The following is a 21,986-nucleotide window of genomic DNA, read 5'->3' as shown; positions in this document are numbered from 1 at the left end:
CTCAGACACCCGCCAGCAGATCCGCCTTGTCCGTCCGCTCCCAGGGCAGGGCGGTGAAAGAAGCCCCGAAATGGCCATAGGCCGGCAGCCTGCGGTAGAAGCTGCCCCTGTATTCGGCGGGGAGCCGCCGCAGATTGAAATCGCGGACGATGGCGCCGAGCCGGAAGTCGAAGTGCTTCTCCAGTCTCTGTTTGATGACGTCCTCACCCACGAGGCCAGTACCGAAAGTCGACACCTGCACGCTCACCGGACGGGCCTGGCCGATGGTGTAACTGAGCTGCACCTCGCACTCCTCGGCCAACCCCGCCGCGACTACGTTCTTGGCCGCATGGCGGGCGGCGTAGGCGGCCACCCGGTCGATCCGCAACGGCCCCTTGCCGCTCAAGGCCGAACCGGCATGGCGGGCATAGCCGCCGTAGGTGTCGCTCGCACTCTTGCGCCCGGTCATCCCGGAGTGCGCCGCGGGCCCGCTGCGGTGCAGCATACCGCGCGGGTTGACGAAGATTTCGGTGTGCTCGTCGGGCATCAATGCCTCACCTTCGAAGGCGGGCGCGATCACCCATTGGCCGAGATCGCGGCGCAGTTCCTCCAGCCCCAGATCCGGCACGCCATGGGTGCCGGCGATCAGCGTGATGCTATGGATGCGCGCAGGTCTGCCCTGCTCGAATTCGACCCCGACCTGAGTCGTGCAGTCCGGCGAAAGATAGGGGACCTCACCGCGCCGCCTGGCGCCGGTCAACTGGTGGGCCAGCCGGCGGGCCAGCACGATGGGCAGCGGCAGCAGCTCCGGTGTATGGCTGCAGGCGAAGCCGAACTGGGTGATCTGGTTCTTCACGGTGAGCTGATCGAGTTCCTTGTCGGTCATTTCCGCTTCGTCGCGCTCGCTGCGACCTTCGAGCGACTGCACGATGAAGCTGGTCACCACGGTCGATTCCGGCGCGGAGAACTCCGCCGGATGGTAGCCGATGTCCTCGATGGTGCGCCGCGCCAGATCGGGGATGTCCACCACTGCGGTCGATGCGAAACGCGCCGCCAGGAAGACGACGCTCTTCGACAGGGCGCACTCGGTCACGACCCGGGCGTAAGGATCCTGCTGCAGGAACCGGTCGACCACGGCGTCGCTGATGATGTCGCAGACACAGTCTGGATGGCCCTCGGTGACGGCCTCGGACGTGAAGAGGAATGTCTTTTTCATGCGCGGTTCTCGCTTTCGGGTTCCCTGGAAGGAAGCAGTTTGATGGCTTCGTTGGCCACGAACGGCAGCACCGACCCGGCCGCGATCGCCGCCCAGTCCGCCGGGCCGATCGGCGTCAGCCGCAACAGGCCACGCAGCGGCGGGAAAACGGCCGCGAAGGCCTGCAGCGCCACGGTCGCGGCGACTCCGGACACCAGCACCGGGTTGCCCGCCCTTTTTTCCAGCACCGTCGTCCGCTCGGAACGGCAACTGATCGCATGGAACATCTGGCCCACGGTCAGTGCCATGAAAGCATGGGTGGAAGCCGCAGGCCCCAGACCGTAGCGGGCCAGGCCGTAACCGTACACGCCGAGCGTGCCGGCCGAGATCACCAGCGACTGACGCAGCAGCCGCAGCAAGTCCTCGCGCCGGAATATCTTTTCGTTCGGAGCGCGCGGCTTTTCCTTGAGCACGTCGCTTTCCGGCGGTTCCAGGGACAGGCCGACGGCCGGCAAGATGTCCGTGACGAGGTTGATCCACAGGAGCTGCATCGGATTCAGGGCTTCGCCGGCGCCGATCGCGGTCGCGACCAACATGATCTCGATCTCGGCGAGGTTGCCGCTGAGCAGGTAAGCCAGACTCTTGCGGATGTTGCGGTAGATCGTCCGGCCCTGCTGCACCGCGATGATCATGGTGTGCAGATTGTCGTCCTCCAGCACCACGTCGGCCACCGAGCGCGCCACGTCACTGCCGTTGCCGAGGGCTACACCGACGTCCGCCGCCTTCAGTGCGGGACCGTCGTTGATGCCGTCGCCGGTCATGGCGACCACCCGGCCGTTGGCCTGCAAGGCCTGGACGATGCGCAGCTTCTGCGCCGGCGCCACCCGCGCGAACACCGTGGTGTCGCGCACGATGCCCTTCAACACGTCCGGGTCGAGCTCGTCGAGATTGGTCGAATCGACGATTTCCAGCGGCTTGTCGTCGTTGAGATTGAGCCGTGAACCGAAGGCGAAAGCGGTGGCGCTCTGATCGCCGGTGATCATCACGGTGTCGATACCGGCATCGTGGAACTGGGCCATCAGTTCCGCCATGCCCGGCCGCATGGTGTCCTCCATGCCCACCATGCCCAGCCAGACGAGCTTTTCGGAAACCGCCGCGGTCGAGGTGTCCCGGCAATGGCCATAGGCCACGCCCAGCACCCGCAGCGCCTGGCCGGCCATGAGTTCGTTCTGCTCCACGATGGCCGCCCGTGTGTCGTCGTCGAGCGGCACCGGCACCCCGCCGCCTTCCATGCGCCGGTCGCACAGCGCCAGCACATGCGTGGGACTGCCCTTGACCGCGATCAGGTGCTCCTCACCGCCGGTGTCATGGACGGTCAGCATGTAGGGCCGTCCTTCGGCCCGGTGCACGGTCTTGATCAGCGGCAGGCTCCGGCGCAGGGCCGCGACGTCTTCGCCGGCATGCATCGCCATCTCCACCAGCGCCATTTCGGTCGGCGATCCCTCCAGGCCCGAGCGGCCGGACGCATCCGCCGAGAGCGGTTCTGCATCCACCCGCTGGGAGCCGGGCGGGACGGACCGGTCTGGATCGCCGTTGAGCTGCACTTCGCTGCACAGGCACACCACCTGCATCAGGCGCCGCAGATCTTCGGCCCCGGCGGGCCGGATCGTCCGGCCATTCGAGCGGAATTCCCCGGTAGCGGACAAACCGATGTCCAACTCCGGCGTCCTGAGACTGACGACCCGCATGCAGTTCTCGGTCAACGTGCCGGTCTTGTCCAGACATAGCGTCTGCACCGAGCCCAGACTCTCCACGGAAGGCAGCTGGCGGATCAGGACGTGGCGCTTCTTCATTTCCCGAATGCCGAGCGCCAACGTGGAAGTCGCCACCGTCGGCAGGCCTTCAGGAACGGCAGCCACCGCCAGCGAAATCGCCGTCTTCAACATCTGCAGCGCAGGAGCGCCGCGGAGGACACCCAGTCCGAACACGAACGCGCAGATGCCGCTGGAGGCCAACGCCAGCTGCTTGCCCATTTCGTCGAGCTGGCGCTGCAGAGGCGTCTCCGGCGTTTTCACCTCGCCCACGAGCGACTGGATCAGGCCGATCTCGGTATGGCGGCCGGTCGCCACGACGATCGCCCGGCCGCTCCCTCCGGTCACGATGGTACCCATGTGCAGCATGTTCTTGCGATCGCCCAAGGGCGTGTCCTTGGTGCCGACGAAAGTGTGACGCTTGTCCACCGGCAGACTCTCCCCCGTCAGCGCCGATTCGTCGACGGTCAGCCGGTTGCTGGCCAGCAGGCGCGCGTCCGCCGCGATGTAGGAGCCGGGCGAAAGCACCAGGATGTCGCCCGGCACCACCTCTTCCAGGGGAACCGACCGCTTGACACCGTCGCGCATGACGAGGGCGTGAGTCGGGCCGATCTTGCCCAGGGCGTCGATCGTCTTCTGCGCCTGGGCTTCGGTGAAGTAGCCGATCACGGCATTGATCAGCACCACGCCGACGATCACCACGGCATCGGCCATGCCGCCGGTGGCGATGGAAACGGCGGCGGAAAGCCCGAGCAGGGCGACCGGCGGGCTGGCGAACTGCCCCAGGAACATCGCCACCGCCGAACGTGGCTTGATCTCGGTCAGCACATTGCGTCCGTACCGGGCCAGCCTTTCCGCGACCACGGCGGCGCCGAGGCCGTCCCGGTTGGCGGACAGGCGGGACAGCACCTCCTCGGCGTCCAAGGCGTGCCAGCTCTCCTTGTTTCTGACCGTGTCAGCGATAACCGCGGCCAGTTTAGGGCGAGGAGCGGCGGCGGGGCGCCCGTTCCTGCGGTGGTCCGGCCGGGCCGGGCCCTTTCCCGATACCGGCCTGGAGGCGACGGCGCCGACGAAAGGCGCGCCATGATCGAGCACGCAGCGTTCCAGCGCCGCAAGCACCGCGTCCAAAGGACATTGCGGATCGAACACCACCAGGGCGTTGCCAGTGACCGGATTGGCGCTGACCATGCGCAGCGCCCCGGCTTGCGCCGGGAGGGCCTCGAGCGCCCGCTGCAGGCCGTCGCAGCGGTACAGTCCCGACACCTTGACGCGCAGCCGGTCGGGAGCGGGCATCCGCAGCACGCTGACCCGCCCACCCCGGGGAGGCCGGAAGCCCGCGATCATATCGGCCGCACGGAGATTCTTTTCCATCGTGTTCATTTCCACACCGGGGTCCTGGCGGTCATCACATATGCGGCCGACCGGCCTGCCGCGACGCGGGCAGGCGGAGGCGGGTCTTCGATCGGCGAAGGGCAGGAAAGACGGCAGCGTCCAATGCCCGAAAAGATTAAGAGCGGTTCTTTACACTTTCGTGACTCGCGGGAAACCGCGGCCGGCCGCGCCGACAGGGGGTTGGCGCGGCGCATCCGGCCCAGGCACAATGCCCCGTCCGCGAACTTGACCCGACCGGAGCCTGCCATGAATCCCTCCATCATAGTACGGCTGCTGGCGGTATCCACCCTGACCGGCGCGTCCCTCCTCCCTGCCGGCCGCGTGTGCGCCGCGCCCGATGCCGCCGCCCCTGCCATCGCCGTCAAGATCATCGCAATGAACGACTTCCACGGCAACCTGCGTCCGCCGGCAGACTTCCCGTCGAACGGCGTGCCGACCGTCGCCGGCGGCGTCGCTCGCCTGGCAGCCCGTATCCGCGAGCTGCGGGCCGCCAACCCCGATAACGTCCTGGTCTCGGCGGGCGACCTGATCGGCGCCAGCCCGCTCATTTCCGCCCATTTCCAGGACGAACCCACCATCGAGGCCATGAACCTGCTCGGCCTGGACTTCAATGCGGTGGGCAACCACGAATTCGACGAGGGACGCGAAGAACTTCTGCGCATGCAGCGGGGAGGATGCCACCCCCGGCTGGAAAGAGCAGGCCGGTCGTGCCGCGAAAAAGGACTCAGCCCGATGATCCGCTCGAAAGTCGGCCGGAAATTCAAAGGCGCCAGCTTCCGCTTCCTGGCCGCCAACGTCTTCGACCGGAAAAGCGGCGGGACACTGTTCCCGGCCTATGGCATCAAGCAGTTCCACGGCCGGAAAATCGGCTTCATCGGCCTGACCCTGAAAACCACGCCGAACCTGGTCAAGCCGGGCGGCGTCAAGGACCTCGAATTCCGCGACGAAGTGGAGACCGTCAATGCCCTGGTTCCCGTATTACGCTCCCAGGCGATCGAAGCCATCGTCGTGCTGATCCATGAAGGTGGCCACCCCGGCGGCGGGTCCGACGGCTGTCCCGGTCTCTCCGGGCCGATCGCCGGCATCGTGCGCCGGCTCGACCCGGAAGTCGACCTGGTGATCAGCGGCCATACCCACGAGACCTATGCCTGCCGCCTGCCCAACGCCGCCGGCGAACCGGTGCTCGTCACCAGCGCCCACGATTACGGGCGCCTGGTCAGCGACATCGACCTGGTGCTGGACGCGAACACCGGCGAGGTCACTTCGGCGGTGGCACGCAATCTGGTAGTGAGCCGCGACGTCCAGCCGGAGCCGCTGCTCACCCGGCTGGTCGAAGACTATGGCCGGCTGTCCCGGCCGGTCGAGGAACGGATCATCGGCCGCATCACCGCGACCTTCAGCCGGACGCCCGACGATGCGGGCGAATCGGCCCTGGGGGACCTCATCGCCGACGCCCAGCTGGAAGCGACGCGCAGCCGCCGACACGGCGGCGCCGCCATCGCCTTCATGAACAGCGGCGGCATGCGGGCGGATTTATCCCATGCCCCGGAAAGGAATGGATGGGTGAGGTACCGTGAAGCCTTCGACATCCAGCCCTTCGGCGGCACCCTGGTCACGATGACCCTGACGGGCGCCCAGATCGAGCAGCTCCTGGAGCAGCAGTTCCCGGGCTGCCCGAATGGCCAGCCGGCCAACCGGATTCTGCAGGTCTCCGGCGGTTTCGAGTATACGTGGAACGCCGGCGGCGAGGCCTGCGACAAGGTCGATCCCGCTTCCATCCGGCTCGGCGGCAAACCGGTCGCCGCCGGCAGGACTTACCGGATCGCCACCAACGACTTCCTCGCCGACGGCGGCGACGGCTTCACCGTATTCACCCAGGGCACGGACCGCAGGGCCGCCATGCCGGAACTGTCGGCGCTGGAGCGCTATCTCGGCCGGCACTCGCCGCTGACGCCGGGGACGCTCCGCCGGATCATCCGCCGGCCCTGAGCGGCCGGCCAATCAATCGATGCCGTACTTCTGGATACGGTAGTTGAGCTGATCGCGGGTGAGGCCGAGCAGCCGGGCGGCCCGGGTCCGGTTACCCTGGGTCCGCTGCAGCGCCTGGCGGATGAAGTCGATTTCCATCCGCTCCAGCTCGAACCCCTCATCCGGGAGCGTGAACAATGGCCTGGCCTGTGGCGGGGCGCGCAGGGCTTCCTCGGGGAGATCCTGCTCCTCGATCACCCGGCCAGGCATCAGGATGGCGAGGCGTTCACAGAGGTTCCGCAATTCCCGGATGTTCCCGGGCCAGGGATAAGCAATCAGACGCCGCACCGCCCCCCGAGCGAACACCGCCGGCGGAATGGCATGGGTTTGCGCGAAATGACGCATGAAGTGGTGGAGCAGCAGTTCCACGTCGCCGCCGCGTTCGCGCAGGGGAGGGATTTCGAGCGGGACCACACTCAACCGGTAATAGAGGTCGCGGCGGAATTCACCGGTGTCGATCTTGTCGGCCAGGTTGGCATTGGTCGCCGCGATGATGCGCACGTCCACCCGCTGCGGAGCCCGGGCGCCGACCGGCTGGATTTCCCCGGAATCAAGGAACCTCAGAAGCTTGGCCTGCACCGGCAGAGGCAGCGAATTGATCTCGTCCAGGAACAGGGTGCCGCCATCGGCGGTCTCGAGCCGGCCGGGGAAATCCGAAACCGCCCCCGTGAAAGCTCCGCGACGATGGCCAAACAGCTCGGATTCCGCGACCGAAGCCGGGAGCGCCGCGCAGTTGAGCGTGACGAAAGGCCGGTCGGCGCGCAGGCTGTGGCCCTGGAGTGCCCGGGCCAGGAGTTCCTTGCCGGTACCGGTTTCGCCCACGATGAGGACGGTCACATCGGTCGCAGCCACCAGCCGCGCGCTGCGGATGAGCGCCTCGAAACCGGGCGACCGGCCGATGAGCACTTCGAACATGGACGCTTTTCCTTTTGTTTTCTCCCGCCGACGATCAAGCCCGTCTCGACCGCGCTCGCCGCGCACTTCGAAGCATCAGGCGTGCCATGCGTGGGAATCCGTCTTTCATCCTGGACGTCTCATCGTCTCGCGTGCTCGGGCAGTGACACCCTGCCGCGATCCCGACCAACTGAGTGATTAACCTCACCAGTTGAGTCATTTCACACACCCAGGGCGCGGCCTGGCCGCCGGAAACGCCGGAATTACGCCGCCCAGCCTTTGGCCTGCATATTGCGTCCATAAGGACCGGATAATATTTTCCGATCATTCCCTGCATGAGGAACCGATGACCTTCCGCAAGCTGCTGACTTCGATGACGGCCGCCGGCTTCGCCGCTACCGCTGGCAACGCCCTGGCCGGCGACATCTATCCGAGCTACGGCATCCAATATGCCGCCAAGCTGATCTTCGACAAGAAGGACACCAAGACCGGCGCGGCCGCAGCCTCCCTGCACTCCGGACAGGCCTTCGACACGCCGAACGACGACGGCAACGCGACGATGATCCCGCAGACCAAGTCGATGGCCTGGTGCGATCCGGCCGTCACCCCCGCCGGCTACGAGCACAATGGCTGCTACGGCTGGGGTATGAACGCCAACTGGTATCTGATCGACCTGAGCAAGCTCAAGGGCCAGGGGCTGAACGCCGTCTGGGTCACCGTCAGCGTCGAACGCTACGCCGGCAGTGATCCCACGAACAACGACATGATCCCGGCCCTCACCGTCTACCGCGGCAACCAGACACTGGGACCGCAGATGCACTGGTTTCCGAGCGAACTCCAGGGGATGCCGGAATTCTGGGGCTGGCTGCTGCAGCGTGACACCTTCATCAAGGGCGATCAGTTCAGCTACAACAGCGCCTACGCGACCCCCGCGCAGAATTTCGCCTCGGTCATGGGGAAGTTCAAGCTCAAGGGCGGCACCCAGGATTATCTGACGGTCGCGGTGGGCGGCGATGCCAAGGACCCCAACACCAAACACAACGTCAATTACCAGTTGACCGTCGACGTGAAACAGAAGCAGCCGGCGCAGTGAGACCACGGCGCTTCGCTTCGGTCATCCGCCAACTTTCAAGTCCGACCCGTTTTTAGGATTCACGATGAAAAGAATTATCACCGCCCTGGCCCTGGGGCTCGTCTGCGCCGCGACCCCGGCGGAAGCCGTCGAAATCGTCCCCGGCGACGGCATCATCTACGCCGCGAAATTCGTGTTCCAGAAAAAGGACACCAAGGCCGGCGCCTCGGCGCTCTCGGTCTATTCCGGCCAGACCATCGACACCCCCGGCGACGGCGGCTCGCCCGCCAGCATCCCGACCACCAAGTCCATGGCCTGGTGCGACCCGGCGACCAATCCGCCGGCCGGCGCCGTACCCGGAACCTGCTACGGCTGGGCCATGCATTCGAAATGGTTCCTCATCGACCTGAGCGGTCTGAAAGCGCAGGGTCTGAGCAAGCTCAACGTCACCATCAACGCCAAACGCTATATCGGCAGCGATCCGGCCAAGAGCGACCTCATCCCCGCCCTCACCGTCTGGCGCGGCAACCAGAACCAGGGGCCGCACCTGCACTGGTATCCGAGCCAGTTCCAAACCACACCGCCGTTCTGGGGCTGGCTGCTCACCCCGTGGACCAGCAAAACGAACCCGGGCTACATGTCGGCCTACGGTGTCGGTCCGCAGACCGTGGCCAGCGTCAGCGGCCCTCTGACACTCAAGGGCAGGAAGGAAGACTGGCTGACCGTGGCCGTGGGCGGCGATGCCAAGCACGGCGATGCCAGCCAGAAACACGACGTCTATTTCCAGCTCGAGGTGGACGTCAAGCAGGCCAGCAGTGGTGGCGGCGGCGGCCAGGTGATCGATCCCAACGGCTGCGTCGTCGGCAAGACCTGCTGGCATCCGCCGATGAGCCACTGCATGAACGTGGATCTGTGCAACCTGCCGCAGTATCTGGGCCAGTGCCAGTGCTACTGAGACCGTAAGTTTTCGGGATACACGGACGTATCCCTCTTGAGATGCGGCCCGCCGCCTCCTCTAGACAGGCAGGAACAAGCCTGGAATCGCCACCTCCCGGACCAACCGGCCCGACCCGGGCCATTCCCGGCCGCCAGCGGGCAGAGAGCCCGCCGGACGGTCTGTCCGACACCGACGGTAAAACGCCATGCTTTCATCCTCTCGACACCTTGCCTCGCTCGCCGCCGCCCTGGTGCTGGCAGCGGCCCTGGACACCGCCTTTCTCGACGAATCCCAACCGGCTGCCCCGATGCTCGGCCACGGCGATGCGGCGACCCTCCGTTCCGTCATGGAGCGATGGAAAAGCCGGCACGAGCAGCAGGGCGACGCGGAGACACTGAAGCTCGCCCTGGTTCCCTCCTCCACCCTCTCGGCAGCCAGGACACAAGGCCGAGGCGAACTGCGCCTCAACCTGCTCACCGGCGCTCTGGAGGTGAAGGCGCGCGGTCTACCCGCGGAGAGGGATTACGAAGTCTGGCTGGCGGACAACCGCGGCGGCACCAGCCGGGCGGTGAAACCCGAGGCAGGCGATCGCCTGATCGGGCTCGGCATGCTGAGGCGGACGGCAGACGGCGGGGCGATACTGCGCACCACCCTCGACCGGACATCGCTGGCCGGTTTCGAACTCGACCAGGCCATCATCACCGAGAGCGGCACCACCCCGGACCGCGGCGGCCTCCTGTTCGGCGCCCCCAATCTTTTGCAGCGCACCTATTTTTCCTCCCAGCCCTGGAGCTTGACGGTGAGCGGTGACGCACCGGCTCCCGCCTCCGGCCCCGCCCTGCCGTTCGCCTTCCTGCTCCCGAAGGCCGCGGTCGCGCAGACGGCCGGGCCGGACGCCGCCAGCCTGGAACAGCTCATTGCCCGCGGCCGGCAAATATTCGTCGAGGAAACCTTCGACGGCAACGGCCGCACCTGCGCCACCTGCCACCGCCCGGACAACAACCACACCATCGATCCGCGCTACATCGCCAAGCTGCCCGCCTCCGACCCGCTGTTCGTCGCCGAGTACAACCCGGATCTCAAGGACCTGGAGAAACCCGCCCTGCTGCGGCAGATGGGCCTGATCCTGGCCAACGTCGACGGCTTCGACAAACCGGGCGTCATGCGCAGCGTCCCCCATTTGCTCGCCTTGCCCACTTCCATCGATGTCGAGGTCTGCGTCGAACACGGCGGCAAAGGCGATTTTTGTGAAGACGAAGCTTTCGCCAACGCTCTGGGCTGGTCGGGCGACGGCTCCCCAGGCACCGGTTCGCTGCGGGAATTCGCCCTGGGCGCCATCACCCAGCACATGCCGAAGACCCTGAACCGCGTTCCGCAGGTCGATTTCCGGCTTCCCACGGACGAGGAGTTGACGGCGCTGGAAGCCTACATGCTGTCCTTGGGACGCACCCAGGACATCGACCTTTCCAAGCTCAGTTTCAATTCCCCGCTGGTCCAGCAAGGCAAGCTGCTGTTCGATGTCAAGGAAAACCCTGTGCGGAACGGCGAAGTGATCCTGGGAGAAACGGCCAACTGCAACGGCTGCCACCAGAACGCCGGCGCCAACAGTTCCACCACCCATGCCAATCCCACCCGCGACACCGGCGTGGAGAACATGCGCACCCCCCCCGCGTTCCTGCTCGATCCCGCCCTCGCCGTGGACGGCGGCTTCGGCAAGGAGGAACGGGTCAGTTGCGGTTTCAGCCAGGACCACACCTGCTACGGTAACGGCCGTTTCAACACCCCCCCGCTGGTCGAGGCCGCGGACACCGCGCCGTTCTTCCACAACAACAGCGTGAACACGCTGGAAGAGGCGATCGCCTCCTACAACGGCGACTCCTTCAACCAGTCGCCGGGGGCGAAGACCTCGTCCGGCAAGGACAGGCGGGTCAAGCTCGAATCATCGCAGGTGACCGCCATCGCCCTGTTCCTCAGGACCTTGAACGCCCTGGAAAACATCCGCAGCTCCAACAGCCTGTCCAGGAAATCCATGGACCTGCGCGGCAGGAACGCCAAGGAAACGCTGAAATTGGCCATGGCCGACACCGAGGATGCCATCGAAGTGCTGCAGGGCGGGACGCTGCTCCCCTACCCCGAAGCCCTGGCCCGGCTGGAGGAAGCACTGGCCCTGGAAAAGAAGGCGCTGCACACGGAAATCGGCCCGCTCCGGAACCTGCGCCTGCACAAGGCGATCGCCCTCAAGCTGCAGGCCAAGGCGTTGATGGTGACGGAGCAGCCTTCAGAACCTGTCTTGAAAAAGAAAACGTAGTAACGTCAATGCTCCTGGATCTGACGAGCGAGGCCATTGAGTTATCCGAGTGAGTTGAAGGAGCACGAATGGGTGCGGATAGAGCTCTACTTCCAACCCAACAATCGGCGAGGTAGGGGGTGCAAGCATTCGCGTACACGGATCGTCGATGCCATTCTGTACTTGGTTAAAACGGGTGCCCAATGGCGGCAACTGCCTCACGGGGGCTGTCTGAATTTTTGTGTTCAAGGCTCTTTATTCGGGCTGCCGTTTCAGACGAGCCCAGTGGACATATTACGCGGCCGGTCGTGTAAAGCGCTCCCCATAGGCGATGGCGAACTGGTTCATGGCGTCTTTCCACTCCCTGGCTGCTCGGCCCCAGTCAGCCGTGATGTTGCGCAAGGCCAGCCACAGCAGCTTGGTGGCGGCCTCGTCATTGGGAAAGTGCCCCCGCGTCTTGATGATCTTGCGCAGCTGACTGTGCAGGCTCTCGATGGCATTGGTCGTGTAGATCACTCTGCGCACCGCCGGGCTGAACGCAAAAAACGGTATGACGCGGTCCCAGGCCCGGCGCCAGGTCGCCACCACCGTGGGGAACTTCTGCCCCCAGGGGCCAGCCTCCAGGGCATCGAGTTGGGCCGCTGCGGCTTCTGCGCTGGGCGCCGTGTAGATGGGCTTGAGCGCCGCTGCCAGCGCTTTGCGGTCCTTCCAGCTGGCATAGTCCAGGCTGTTGCGGATCAAGTGCACGATACAGGTCTGCAGCGTCGTGGCCGGAAACACCGCCCCAAGCGCCTCGGGAATGCCCTTGAGCCCGTCGGTGACGGCAATCAGGATGTCAGCCACGCCGCGCGTCTTCAGATCGTTGAACACCTTCATCCAGAACTTGGCCCCCTCGGTGTTTTCGATCCACAGGCCCAGGATGTCGCGCGTGCCGTCGGGCAGCACGCCCAGCGCCAGATAGATGGCCTTGTTGCGCACCACGGCATCCTCGCGGATCTTGACCCGCAGACAGTCGAAGAATACGACCGGGTACATCGGCTCCAGCGGGCGTGCCTGCCAGGCGGTGACCTCGGCCATCACCTCATCCGTGACGCAACTGATGAATTCAGGACTGACCTCGGTGCCGTACTGCTCAGCCAGAAAGCCCTGAATCTCGCGCACGGTCATGCCCCCCGCGTACATGGCCACGATCTTGTCGTCAAAGCCCGTGAAACGCCGCTCGTGCTTGGGGATCAGGATGGGCTCGAAGGAGCCTGCGCGGTCGCGCGGCACCTCGATGCGCAGCGGCCCGTCCTGAGTCAGCACCGTCTTGGCGGACTTGCCGTTGCGCTGGTTGGCTGCATCCTCGGGGCGGGCGCTGCCAGGCGGATAACCCAGGTGGTACGACAGCTCTGCGCCCAGCGCCCGCTCGATCAGCGCTTTCTTCAGCGCCATGGTGGTGGCGTTGATCTGTTCGGCCGTCATCGGCGTGGTGCCGCCGGTCAATTGTTCAATGAGTTCTTGCGGGATCGACGGCAGCGCCGTCATGCCGGCTGCCGCCGGCTTCTTCTTGCTTGGCATAGATGCTCCTTTCCAACATGCTATGCCTCAAACACAAAATTCCTGACAGGCTCGCCTCACGATTTTCCTCGTTGGAAAACGGTGCACGACCATCTCCGCCGCTGGGGCAAAAACGGCGCCTGGGAGCGCGCTCTGGATGACTTGAATCGGCAGTGGCGGGAAAAAACGGCAGAGCCTGCTGTTCCAAGACTCGCAAAACGTCGAAACCCAGTATGACAGGGGAGACCGCAGCATCGATCGCGGCAAAAAAATGAAAGAGCGCAAACGCCACGTTGTGGTCGATGTCTTGGGCAACCTGTTGCACGTCCAGGTTCATGCCGCCAACCTTCACGATACGGTGGGGCTTGCGAGGTGCTACGTCGAACCGCGGAAAAGCATCCCAGCCTACAGTCCTTTTCTGGCGACACAGGGTATCGCGGCACCGCCGTTCGGTTTGTCGACGAGACCTTGGGGTTGACGCTGTACAATTCCGAGAAGATCCAAGATGGCTTCGCGGTCTTGCCCAGGCGCTCGGTGCTCAAGCGTACCTTCGCTTGGCTCGGAGCGTTCCGCAGACTCGCCAAGGATGTCGAAATCCTCACAGCCACCCTCGAAAGTATGATTCGCCTTGCCATGCTCAAGCTGACTCTTGCTAAATATGCCTGAACTTTTCCCAGACAGGGTCTAAATGATCGTCTGAATAAAATCAATGAGTACAACGCCCCTCCTCAGATTACGCTCTGGCATGGGAGGCGTGGCCACGGCAGCATTGCCTTCATTGATGACGTTTAGGGTCCTCAACGGCCAACCGTCGCACAGCGTGTCACGCAAGAGACCAGCCCACCAGACCCGACGGATTGCGTCAGCGGCGCGTGGCAACTGTTGCTCGCGGCTTGGCAACCGCTTCGTTTTTCTCAGCAGATTCCTCTTCATCGTACAATACGCTGGGTACACCCGTTTGTGGTTGCACGGATGGACATCGGCCCAGAACCGCCGATAAGAGCCCGTCTGGTAAATGCCCGGGCGCGTTTAGCAAGAGTCAGCTTGAGCATGGCAAGGCGAATCATACTTTCGAGGGTGGCTGTGAGGATTTCGACATCCTTGGCGAGTCAGCGGAATGCACCGAGCCAAGCGAACGTGCGCTCGACGCTCGTCCTGAGTTCAGCCGAGTGGCCCCAGCGCTTGGGCAAAACCGCAAAGCCAGCATGTATCTGCTCGGAATTGTACAGCGTCAACCCCAACGTCTCGTCGACAAGCCGAACGGCGGTGCCGCGATACCCGGAATCGCCGGAAAACGCTTGTAGGGTCGGATCTTTTTCGCGGATAGACGCAACGCCTCGCAAGCCCCCCCCTTGCCCCATCGTTAAAGTTGCGGTATCAGCCTCGATGTCCAACAGATTCCGCCACAATGTGTCGCTCCGTTCGACCGTGCTCAGGGCAAGTGCACCCTTTCGCTTTTTTGCCGCCATCGATGCTGCGGTCTTCGCTGTCGTATTGGGTGCTCACGCTTTGCGAGTCGATGATGCCGAAGCAAGAGTGAGGGCCTCTGCAGTTCTTTTCCGCCCGTGCCGATTCAAGTCATCCAACGCACGTTCCCATACACCTTTTTGTTCCAGCGGCGGAGATGGTCGTACACCGCTTTCCAACGGGGAAAATCGTGAGGCAATTGTCGCCATTGGGCGCCCAGTTTAACCAAGTACAGAATGGTATCGACAACCCACGACAATCCACTTACGCGAACGCTTGCACGCACTGCCGCGCCGAAGGTTGGGCTGGAAATAGCGTTCTATCCACACCTCAATTAATTCTAATTCAAATCGCTTGGATAACTCGCCGGCTTCCCCAAGCAGGGTTCGATCATGGAGATAGTAGCGATACGCTGACCAACTGGCGCATGGTTCCAACTCTGAAACTCACCAATGAATTCCTTCGGAAGACGCTCGGCCTCCAAGTGGAGATCTCTTTACCTACCACCAGAGCAGTTCCGGCTTTTCACAAAATCAAAACCTATCGACAGCTGACCGGCTGAAAGCCGGTGTTTTAAACCGCATGATGGAAAATCAACGTACGCAACTCTAATGCTGCCCATAAAAGATGCAACACATCAAAGATATCGCGCCGATATCGACGGCCTACGCGCCCTCGCAGTACTATCTGTTGTCGGGTTCCATATGTTTCCAGAACGCATTCCTGGCGGATTTGTCGGCGTCGACATTTTCTACGTTATATCGGGATATTTAATTTCCACCATAATATTCACCAGCCTCCAAACTGGCAAATTCAGTTTTGTTGAGTTTTACAGCCGCCGCATCCGGCGAATATTTCCTGCATTGCTCATCGTATTATCTGCATCTTTTGCTGTTGGTTGGAATATATTGTTAGCCGACGAATATAAGCAACTAGGAAAACACATTGCTGGCGCCGCAACGTTTATATCAAACTACATACTATGGCAGGAAAGCAGCTATTTTGATACCTCCGCAACGACGAAGCCATTACTACACTTATGGAGCCTTGGAATCGAAGAACAGTTCTACATCGCATGGCCTCTCTTGCTTGTTTTGACATGGAAGCAACGACTCAATCCTCAGGTAATCATCGTTCTAACCGCAACCATATCATTCTCACTCAACATCGCCATATATCAAAGCAGCCCTGTAGAAGATTTTTACTCCCCCAAAACTAGATTTTGGGAGTTGGCGAGCGGCTCTCTCCTTGCTTCCTCTATATTTTATAAAAACACATTTTTTGAGCGATTCTACTGTGCGTTAGAGGAGCACCTTAACAAGATACTTCACTTACCGCCAAAAAAAACAGCACGAGAACTGTTACGCAATTTTGAATCAGTTCTCGGAGTGATGTTAATCGTCCTTAGCGTACTCAATATCACCAAACAAAATGCATTCCCTGGCATCTTAGCAACAATACCTGTTATTGGTACGATATTTGTTATCTCGGCAGGAGCCCATACATGGCTAAATCGCTTTCTTTTGTCCAACCGAGTTGCGATTTGGTTCGGCACAATAAGTTATCCGCTATATTTGTGGCATTGGCCACTACTGGCATTTACGTACATCATAGATAACGAGATCCCGGGATATTTTGTCCGAATCACGACTACCGTGATTTCTATTGCACTCGCTTGGGCTACGTACGCGATAATTGAGCGACCGATACGCTTCGGAACACAACCCAAGAAAAAAACAGTCGCCTTGTTATCGCTGATGAGCCTTATTGGCTTTACAGGATGTATAACATATTGGAGAGAAGGAATACCAAATAGGTCATTTTCAGAGCGGCACAATGCGATTTCTGAGGCAGTAAACGATTGGAAATGGCCAGTAGGCCTAAACAAAATGGAAAAAGACGGGCTCATTCTTTATGGAAATTCCACACACCCCCCAACGATATTAATTGTCGGTGATTCCCATGTTATGCAATTCGGCCCCAGAGTTGTGCACCTCGGACAACATACTCAAATGCCTCCCGTGGCTTTCATGACAGACATAGGATGCCCGCTAGTGCCTTTTGTATTTGATGACGAGAGACATCAACACTGCAGATCTTTTGTGGACAAATTTCGTGAGATCTTGAAGAAATCGATCGATATACAAAAGATCGTTATAGGGGGATGCTGGAATTGTTACTTCATTGATCAAACCAAGCCATCCGGATTAGTACATCACCCCCAAACTTTTAAACTTGTCAATGACCCACAAAATTTCTACTACGAAAAGAGCGGGGCCAAGTCCCTATTTAGAGGCCACGATGGAAAGAAATTAGCGATCGCTTCGCTCAGAGAAATGCTCGCAGATCTCTCAAAAAACTATTCCGTGTATTTGCTCCTTGATAATCCAAATGGTGAATTTTTCAACCCGCGTAATATATTACGAAACAGACTAAATATTACAAGACGCATTGCGACTGACACAATCGACATTCCTCAGGAACAACTCAACCTCAATAATGAGCTACGGTCGATTGCTCTAGGAGCTGGCGCAAGAGTCATTGACCAAATCCACGACTTATGTCCCAATAATAAATGTTTTCGACTCGACAAGTTTGGTCGCCCCATTTACAAAGATGAAAATCATCTTCGATCTAGCTTTGTAATTGAGACAAAGAGTAAGTTAGACGATGTCTTTCTGGAGTAATTTACCCATTGAGAAAAATGCAACTGCAAAAATCAATTTTCCCAAACCGAAAGGCTGACAAAATACATTATAGATTATTTTCCATGCACGGCATAGTGGGCGATATATTAACAAGACAATCAAATCTCGGTTAGTGATATAGTATTGGGCATGGAAAAAATTGATGCTCGGAAGTTACCCCGCGAAGCCCAAGACGAAATGCGTCGGCAGGCGATGCGGATGCGTACGGAATTGAAATTACCATGGCGGGAAATTGGGCGGGTGGTTTGCGTCAATATCAATACGGTATCAATACGGTCATTGGTTGGTCCAAGCGTTATTCAATGGAGGGCGAGTCTGGTCTGAAATCGAAGACGCGAGGTCGTCGGTATTTGTCGGGACGGACGCTGACCCTGGCCCAGGAGTGGCAATTGCGATCGGTCATCGTGGGCGAGAATCCCAAGCAATTGAGTCTGCCGTTTGCCTTGTGGAACCGGCGGGCGGTGATGCAACTGGTCAAGGCGCTGTTCGGCATCGACATGCCAATTCGTACCGTCGGCGAATACCCGCTGCGCTGGGGCTACACGCCGCAGCGCCCGATGAAGCGGGCACTGGAACAAAATCCGGTCAAGGTTGAGCAATGGCGCAACGACACTTATCCGGCGATCGCGGCCCGCGCCAAGGCAGAAGGTGCCGTCATTTACTGGGGTGACGAAACGGCGGTCGCGGAGGATGGACACTGGCTGCGCGGCTATGCGCCGGTGGGACAGACGCCAGTGCTTGCGGCGCCGAGCAAACGGCATGGCCTGTCGATGGTTTCGGCGATCAGCAACCAAGGACTGGTGCGCTTCGAGTTCACCGAGGAAGCCATGAACACCGATTTGTTCATTGGCTTCATGGAGCGCCTGATCGCCGACAGCCGCCAGAAAGTCTTCCTGATCCTCGACAACCTGAAAGTGCATCATGCAAAACGCGTGACCGCTTGGTTGGCCGAGCGTAAAGCGCAGATCGAAGTCTTCTATCTCCCGCCGTACTCGCCCGAGATCAATCCCGACGAATACCTGAACAGGGATTTCAAAACCGAACTGCGATCCTCTGACCGAGCCACCAGCAAAAAATGTTGCTTCAAAAGGCGAACCGATTCATGGAATTCCTCAGAAAAACGCCAGAACGGGTTAGGGCTTACTTCAATCATTCGGCTGTCCAATATGCAGCATTTCAGGATATTTGATTGCCGGATTAATATTCTATTACGCAGGCCGAACAAACCTCATTTCACCCAAAACTTTAATGAAGCAAACGGCCACAATTTATCTGTAGAGCGCATTACAAAGATAACTTGACACCATTAATACAATTACCAACCACTCTTGACTTAGTATGACGTTGAAAATATTACACATCGATCTCGACTATCCTTTAAGCACTCTCCCTCGATACGAATTAGGGAAGAAACCGCATCCAGGGCTCTTAGCGGTATTGGAACGACAACGCAAACACTATGAGGATATTATACATTCCTTCAGCGAGTTTACTGAACCACTGTCTAAACTAAGCAGGCTCCCTCAATCTCTCCAGCTTTCACCCCATGACCTAACCCAACTCTCGCTTAGATACTCCCAAGCAATTCAAGGAAATCATGAGGCCAACGAATGGTTTAAGCCAATTGCAGGGGAAGTTGCTCGGGAAATCAGTCCTTGCTGGTTAAACGGCTGGATTCCAGGATTAGATGGAATGGCTCTTTATGCTTTTATGGCGCTTCATAAGCCTCAAAATTACATAGAAATTGGTTCAGGGGCTTCCACTAAATTTGCTCACCGAGCCGCTTCGGATTATCGGCTCTCTACCCGAATTATATCAATCGATCCTCGCCCAAGGAGTGAAATCGACAAATTATGTGACAAAATAATCCGCACCTCGCTCGAAGAAACCGATCTTGCTATATTTGATAATCTCAACGCGGGAGATATGCTTTTTTTTGACGGAACCCATCGATGCTTCACGAACTCCGACGTCACCGTTTTCTTCTTAGAGGTGCTGCCCCGTTTGAAGGCTGGTGTATTGGTCGGAATTCACGATATTTTTTTACCTTATGATTATCCTACGGAATGGGTAAGGAAGGGCTATTCAGAACAATACCTCCTAGCCGCATTGTTACTAGCTAATACGCCCATGTTTACCGTTGAATTTCCAGCATTATTTATTAGCTTCGATAAGCGTTTGAGCCAGCGTATGGAATCACTATGGGAGCAGATTCCTAATGTATTCGAAAAGCACGGCGGAGCATTTTGGATACGGACCAGTAAACCATAAATAGTTTCAGCCGCTTCACCAACTGAAGCTATGACCGGAGGGCCAAATCGTGACATCACATAGCGGCAGCAACTGGGGATCGAACAGCGTGCCTAAACTCGTACGTTCTCTGCTTTATTCTCGCCTTGTCAATGGCAGGCCTGCTGAACCCCCATGACAATGTGTCCAAGGGATTCAGATGGCTAGACTATTAAGCTACTCTAAAACTCAATCCCATTTTAGAAGCTTGTCCAGGGAAATCCTACGCACGTATTATAGGCCCGGAACTGACGGGGTATATAATATGGAGCCCAGGTGTTACCAATGGCGTAACCTTGTGCGCTATTTGATGTAGCCAGAGCAAGGGCAGAATTAAACTCGCTTAAAGATATTTGCCTGACATCAACGCTACTACTCGACGCCCCCCAAAATATTTGCGGGCTTCCCCAGTCATATATAGCATCTGCGCCATAAAGAATATCGCCGTCTTCCGACGCTCCAGTGAATGAAAACTGCCCTGTTAAGCCTGGCATGTTCCCAGACAACGTACCAATCTCGTGAAAAAACATCACGCCTCGTTCTACAAGAACCGTGGTTTGCGCAGGATACGTGACTGGCGGCGGGCTTGAAGGCTTTGACATATAATTCCCCACTGTAGCAGCGCCGAAGAACCTCCATGCCCCCAACACACCGTCCCAAGTTCGACTGTTCATCGCCGGCCAGAGGTTACATTCTTGATCAAAATGCCAGCACACCCCATTATATACTGTTCCAGACGAATTTCTATATTCGTGACATGCACCCCAAACACGATCTTGTAGCGGTCCGTCTTCCGCTATGGCCCAGTAGGTCATACCGGCATCAACGCTTGCGTACGCAGCTTGCCCCACTATAACCAGGCTCCCAAAAATAAGAGCAATGTATTTTCTCATCTCGATACCTTTCAAAAATCCCAGTTTAAAAGAGCCTTACACGTACCAGCTGGCGTATTCGTTTTTGCTGAATTTAGAGCGGACGCCCATTGGCTGACTGATATAACTTTGAATGCTCCTCCAAATTGCTGATCAATAGTGACGCTATCGCTAGCCCATTGAGAATCAATGCGGCCACTATATGTTCCATTTATTGAGTCTGTCATTATTACGGTTGGATATGCAAGCGCTAGTTTGCGCCCCGGATATCCATTCGCATTAAATGTATTTCCGCGCTGAGCCCATACATATATTTGAGGACCAGGCGCACTCGGTCTCTGGTAAATGTAGATGGCACTAGGGTTTAGATTGCATCCGGCGTCAAAGTCCCAGCACTCTCCATATGAATCTGTCTGACTATTTGTGTTCCGCCAGATGCGGCATTTGCTATATATGGTCTGTTTATTACTTCCAGATGTGTCTACGTACTTGTAATAAGTATATCCAGAGTCGGCAAAATTTGAAGGTATTGCTTTGCAATTCACAGAGAATGCAACCAAGCATATAAATAATAAAACATGATGGAATGACTTAAACATTTACGCCTTCTATACCATAAGTTATCGTTTTCATATTAAATCCCCAGATTACCGTTCATGCCTTCTCTAAAGCAGGAACAGCATAACTAGATAGATACCACCAATTTGAAATGCGACTCAAAACCGCAAAACACCGTTACCACAACAGCACAACCCCGCCAGATGTCAATATTTTCCATAGACGCACCCTATTTGGCCGCCCATAACCAGCCTCTATTTGGTAACCCCCCCGCGATCATCGCCATGATATTTTGTCAAATTCATACATATGGCCTCCGTTCGATAATAATGCCAGTTGAAGTGAGTTTTTTGATATCTGATTGCTTTAGATGGTAATCCGCAAACATTTGACGGGCTTACGTGACAATTAAGAAGATACTGCCACTGTTTACTTGCCATCATCCAACTCTTTCCAAAAGTAGATGGCTCGATGTATGAAGTTCTTTTCTTTACGCTTAGCAAACTCAAGCCCGAAGTGCTGACCGGCGAGCAGTTGCAGCAGCGCTTATTCTTGAACCGTCGCCAGGGACAGCCGGTTGACTCCGGCCTTGTGGGCGGTGGCCAGCACCTTGGCGACGACGGCATAGGACACCGCCTGGTCGGCGTGGACGATGTACAGGCCTTCCGGATTCTGCTGCACCCGTTCCCGGAGCTTCGCCTCCAGCTCCGCCAGACCGGCGATCTCGGTCTTGTCCAGCACGATGCGCCCCTGGGCGTCGATGCCGATCGGGGTCGATTGGCTGTCGTCCGAGGCGGCCACCGCGCCGGTCTTGGGCAGGTTGACGTTCATGCTCTGGGTCAGCAGCGGCGCCGTCACCAGGAACACGATCACCAGCACCAGCATGACGTCCACCAGCGGAGTGACGTTGATCTCGCTCATCACTTCGTCGCTGTCGCCCCCGGTTTTCATGGCCATG

At 59.0% G+C, this 21,986-nt stretch carries 16 protein-coding genes and 1 pseudogene; 10 read left to right on the top strand and 7 right to left on the bottom strand.

Going from position 1 to position 21,986, the window contains the following annotated elements; translation table 11 throughout:
- Position 1: 1 nt before the first annotated feature.
- Positions 2 to 1,195 (bottom strand): methionine adenosyltransferase, encoded by a 1,194-nt coding sequence (gene metK, locus ACSHWJ_RS10500; protein WP_010959809.1) that lies wholly within the window; start codon positions 1,193 to 1,195, stop codon positions 2 to 4.
- The gene (locus ACSHWJ_RS10495) at positions 1,192 to 4,356 is read right to left on the bottom strand and encodes a cation-translocating P-type ATPase (protein WP_432539765.1); all 3,165 of its coding nucleotides are present in this window, start codon (positions 4,354 to 4,356) and stop codon (positions 1,192 to 1,194) included. Before ACSHWJ_RS10495 ends, metK begins: the two co-directional genes overlap by 4 nt.
- 267 nt (positions 4,357 to 4,623) lie before the next feature.
- Here ACSHWJ_RS10495 and ACSHWJ_RS10490 point away from each other — a divergent pair, with 267 nt between their 5' ends.
- On the top strand, positions 4,624 to 6,366 hold the full coding sequence (locus ACSHWJ_RS10490) for a bifunctional metallophosphatase/5'-nucleotidase (protein ID WP_010959807.1): 1,743 nt from the start codon (positions 4,624 to 4,626) through the stop codon (positions 6,364 to 6,366).
- A gap of 12 nt (positions 6,367 to 6,378) precedes the next feature.
- On the opposite strand, the gene ACSHWJ_RS10485 is transcribed toward ACSHWJ_RS10490, so the two are convergent.
- A complete protein-coding gene (locus ACSHWJ_RS10485; RefSeq protein ID WP_218797244.1) occupies positions 6,379 to 7,320 on the bottom strand; it encodes a sigma-54 interaction domain-containing protein in 942 nt (313 codons plus the stop codon).
- 325 nt (positions 7,321 to 7,645) lie between these two features.
- Here ACSHWJ_RS10485 and ACSHWJ_RS10480 point away from each other — a divergent pair, with 325 nt between their 5' ends.
- The 4 genes and pseudogenes from ACSHWJ_RS10480 to ACSHWJ_RS10465 form a co-directional block, all read left to right on the top strand.
- A complete protein-coding gene (locus tag ACSHWJ_RS10480; protein ID WP_218797243.1) occupies positions 7,646 to 8,392 on the top strand; it encodes a hypothetical protein in 747 nt (248 codons plus the stop codon).
- Positions 8,393 to 8,456: 64 nt separating this feature from the next.
- Positions 8,457 to 9,326, top strand: coding sequence for a hypothetical protein (locus ACSHWJ_RS10475; RefSeq protein ID WP_218797242.1), 870 nt, complete (start codon positions 8,457 to 8,459; stop codon positions 9,324 to 9,326).
- Positions 9,327 to 9,513: 187 nt separating this feature from the next.
- A complete protein-coding gene (locus ACSHWJ_RS10470) occupies positions 9,514 to 11,616 on the top strand; it encodes a hypothetical protein (protein ID WP_432539764.1) in 2,103 nt (700 codons plus the stop codon).
- 36 nt (positions 11,617 to 11,652) lie between these two features.
- Positions 11,653 to 11,808 (top strand): annotated as a pseudogene (locus ACSHWJ_RS10465) (transposase); the annotation flags it as partial.
- An 81-nt stretch (positions 11,809 to 11,889) separates the two neighbouring features.
- On the opposite strand, the gene ACSHWJ_RS10460 reads toward ACSHWJ_RS10465, so the two are convergent.
- Complete coding sequence (locus ACSHWJ_RS10460) at positions 11,890 to 13,155, bottom strand: IS256-like element ISMca5 family transposase (RefSeq protein WP_432539763.1); 1,266 nt, start codon at positions 13,153 to 13,155, stop codon at positions 11,890 to 11,892.
- Between the two features lie 145 nt (positions 13,156 to 13,300).
- Here ACSHWJ_RS10460 and ACSHWJ_RS10455 point away from each other — a divergent pair, with 145 nt between their 5' ends.
- A complete protein-coding gene (locus tag ACSHWJ_RS10455; RefSeq protein WP_371131324.1) occupies positions 13,301 to 13,612 on the top strand; it encodes a transposase in 312 nt (103 codons plus the stop codon).
- A complete protein-coding gene (locus tag ACSHWJ_RS10450; protein ID WP_432539762.1) occupies positions 13,609 to 13,800 on the top strand; it encodes a hypothetical protein in 192 nt (63 codons plus the stop codon). Before ACSHWJ_RS10455 ends, ACSHWJ_RS10450 begins: the two co-directional genes overlap by 4 nt.
- Before the next feature lie 443 nt (positions 13,801 to 14,243).
- On the opposite strand, the gene ACSHWJ_RS10445 is transcribed toward ACSHWJ_RS10450, so the two are convergent.
- Together ACSHWJ_RS10445 and ACSHWJ_RS10440 are read right to left on the bottom strand one after the other, a co-directional pair.
- Positions 14,244 to 14,603 (bottom strand): hypothetical protein, encoded by a 360-nt coding sequence (locus ACSHWJ_RS10445; protein ID WP_256996391.1) that lies wholly within the window; start codon positions 14,601 to 14,603, stop codon positions 14,244 to 14,246.
- Positions 14,604 to 14,707: 104 nt separating this feature from the next.
- Positions 14,708 to 14,887 (bottom strand): transposase, encoded by a 180-nt coding sequence (locus tag ACSHWJ_RS10440; RefSeq protein WP_371131243.1) that lies wholly within the window; start codon positions 14,885 to 14,887, stop codon positions 14,708 to 14,710.
- Positions 14,888 to 15,212: 325 nt separating this feature from the next.
- Here ACSHWJ_RS10440 and ACSHWJ_RS10435 point away from each other — a divergent pair, with 325 nt between their 5' ends.
- The 3 genes from ACSHWJ_RS10435 (at position 15,213) to ACSHWJ_RS10425 (ending at position 19,580) form a co-directional block, all read left to right on the top strand.
- Entirely contained in the window at positions 15,213 to 17,288 is a 2,076-nt protein-coding gene (locus ACSHWJ_RS10435; protein WP_218797237.1) for an acyltransferase family protein, read from the top strand.
- A 242-nt stretch (positions 17,289 to 17,530) separates the two neighbouring features.
- The gene (locus ACSHWJ_RS10430; protein ID WP_218797236.1) at positions 17,531 to 18,610 is read left to right on the top strand and encodes an IS630 family transposase; all 1,080 of its coding nucleotides are present in this window, start codon (positions 17,531 to 17,533) and stop codon (positions 18,608 to 18,610) included.
- A 37-nt stretch (positions 18,611 to 18,647) separates the two neighbouring features.
- A complete protein-coding gene (locus ACSHWJ_RS10425; protein ID WP_218797235.1) occupies positions 18,648 to 19,580 on the top strand; it encodes a class I SAM-dependent methyltransferase in 933 nt (310 codons plus the stop codon).
- Between the two features lie 1,994 nt (positions 19,581 to 21,574).
- Here ACSHWJ_RS10425 and ACSHWJ_RS10420 read toward each other — a convergent pair.
- On the bottom strand, positions 21,575 to 21,985 hold the full coding sequence (locus ACSHWJ_RS10420; RefSeq protein ID WP_432539761.1) for an ExbD/TolR family protein: 411 nt from the start codon (positions 21,983 to 21,985) through the stop codon (positions 21,575 to 21,577).
- Between the last annotated feature and the right edge of the window lies 1 nt (position 21,986).

It is taken from the genome of Methylococcus sp. S1M, assembly GCF_051295855.1.
In the GTDB taxonomy this organism is placed as follows: Bacteria; Pseudomonadota; Gammaproteobacteria; order Methylococcales; family Methylococcaceae; genus Methylococcus; species Methylococcus capsulatus.
The sequence above is the reverse complement of the archived record's forward strand: the minus strand, read 5'-3'. Positions and strand labels throughout refer to the sequence as shown.

Excerpts from the sequence above, each read along its gene's own strand:
- metK (WP_010959809.1), bottom strand. The coding sequence starts at position 1,195 with ATGAAAAAGACATTCCTCTTCACGTCCGAGGCCGTCACCGAGGGCCAT.
- ACSHWJ_RS10495 (WP_432539765.1), bottom strand. The coding sequence starts at position 4,356 with ATGGAAAAGAATCTCCGTGCGGCCGATATGATCGCGGGCTTCCGGCCT.
- ACSHWJ_RS10490 (WP_010959807.1), top strand. The coding sequence starts at position 4,624 with ATGAATCCCTCCATCATAGTACGGCTGCTGGCGGTATCCACCCTGACC.
- ACSHWJ_RS10485 (WP_218797244.1), bottom strand. The coding sequence starts at position 7,320 with ATGTTCGAAGTGCTCATCGGCCGGTCGCCCGGTTTCGAGGCGCTCATC.
- ACSHWJ_RS10480 (WP_218797243.1), top strand. The coding sequence starts at position 7,646 with ATGACCTTCCGCAAGCTGCTGACTTCGATGACGGCCGCCGGCTTCGCC.
- ACSHWJ_RS10475 (WP_218797242.1), top strand. The coding sequence starts at position 8,457 with ATGAAAAGAATTATCACCGCCCTGGCCCTGGGGCTCGTCTGCGCCGCG.
- ACSHWJ_RS10470 (WP_432539764.1), top strand. The coding sequence starts at position 9,514 with ATGCTTTCATCCTCTCGACACCTTGCCTCGCTCGCCGCCGCCCTGGTG.
- ACSHWJ_RS10460 (WP_432539763.1), bottom strand. The coding sequence starts at position 13,155 with ATGCCAAGCAAGAAGAAGCCGGCGGCAGCCGGCATGACGGCGCTGCCG.
- ACSHWJ_RS10445 (WP_256996391.1), bottom strand. The coding sequence starts at position 14,603 with ATGGCGGCAAAAAAGCGAAAGGGTGCACTTGCCCTGAGCACGGTCGAA.
- ACSHWJ_RS10435 (WP_218797237.1), top strand. The coding sequence starts at position 15,213 with ATGCTGCCCATAAAAGATGCAACACATCAAAGATATCGCGCCGATATC.
- ACSHWJ_RS10430 (WP_218797236.1), top strand. The coding sequence starts at position 17,531 with ATGGCGGGAAATTGGGCGGGTGGTTTGCGTCAATATCAATACGGTATC.
- ACSHWJ_RS10425 (WP_218797235.1), top strand. The coding sequence starts at position 18,648 with ATGACGTTGAAAATATTACACATCGATCTCGACTATCCTTTAAGCACT.
- ACSHWJ_RS10420 (WP_432539761.1), bottom strand. The coding sequence starts at position 21,985 with ATGGCCATGAAAACCGGGGGCGACAGCGACGAAGTGATGAGCGAGATC.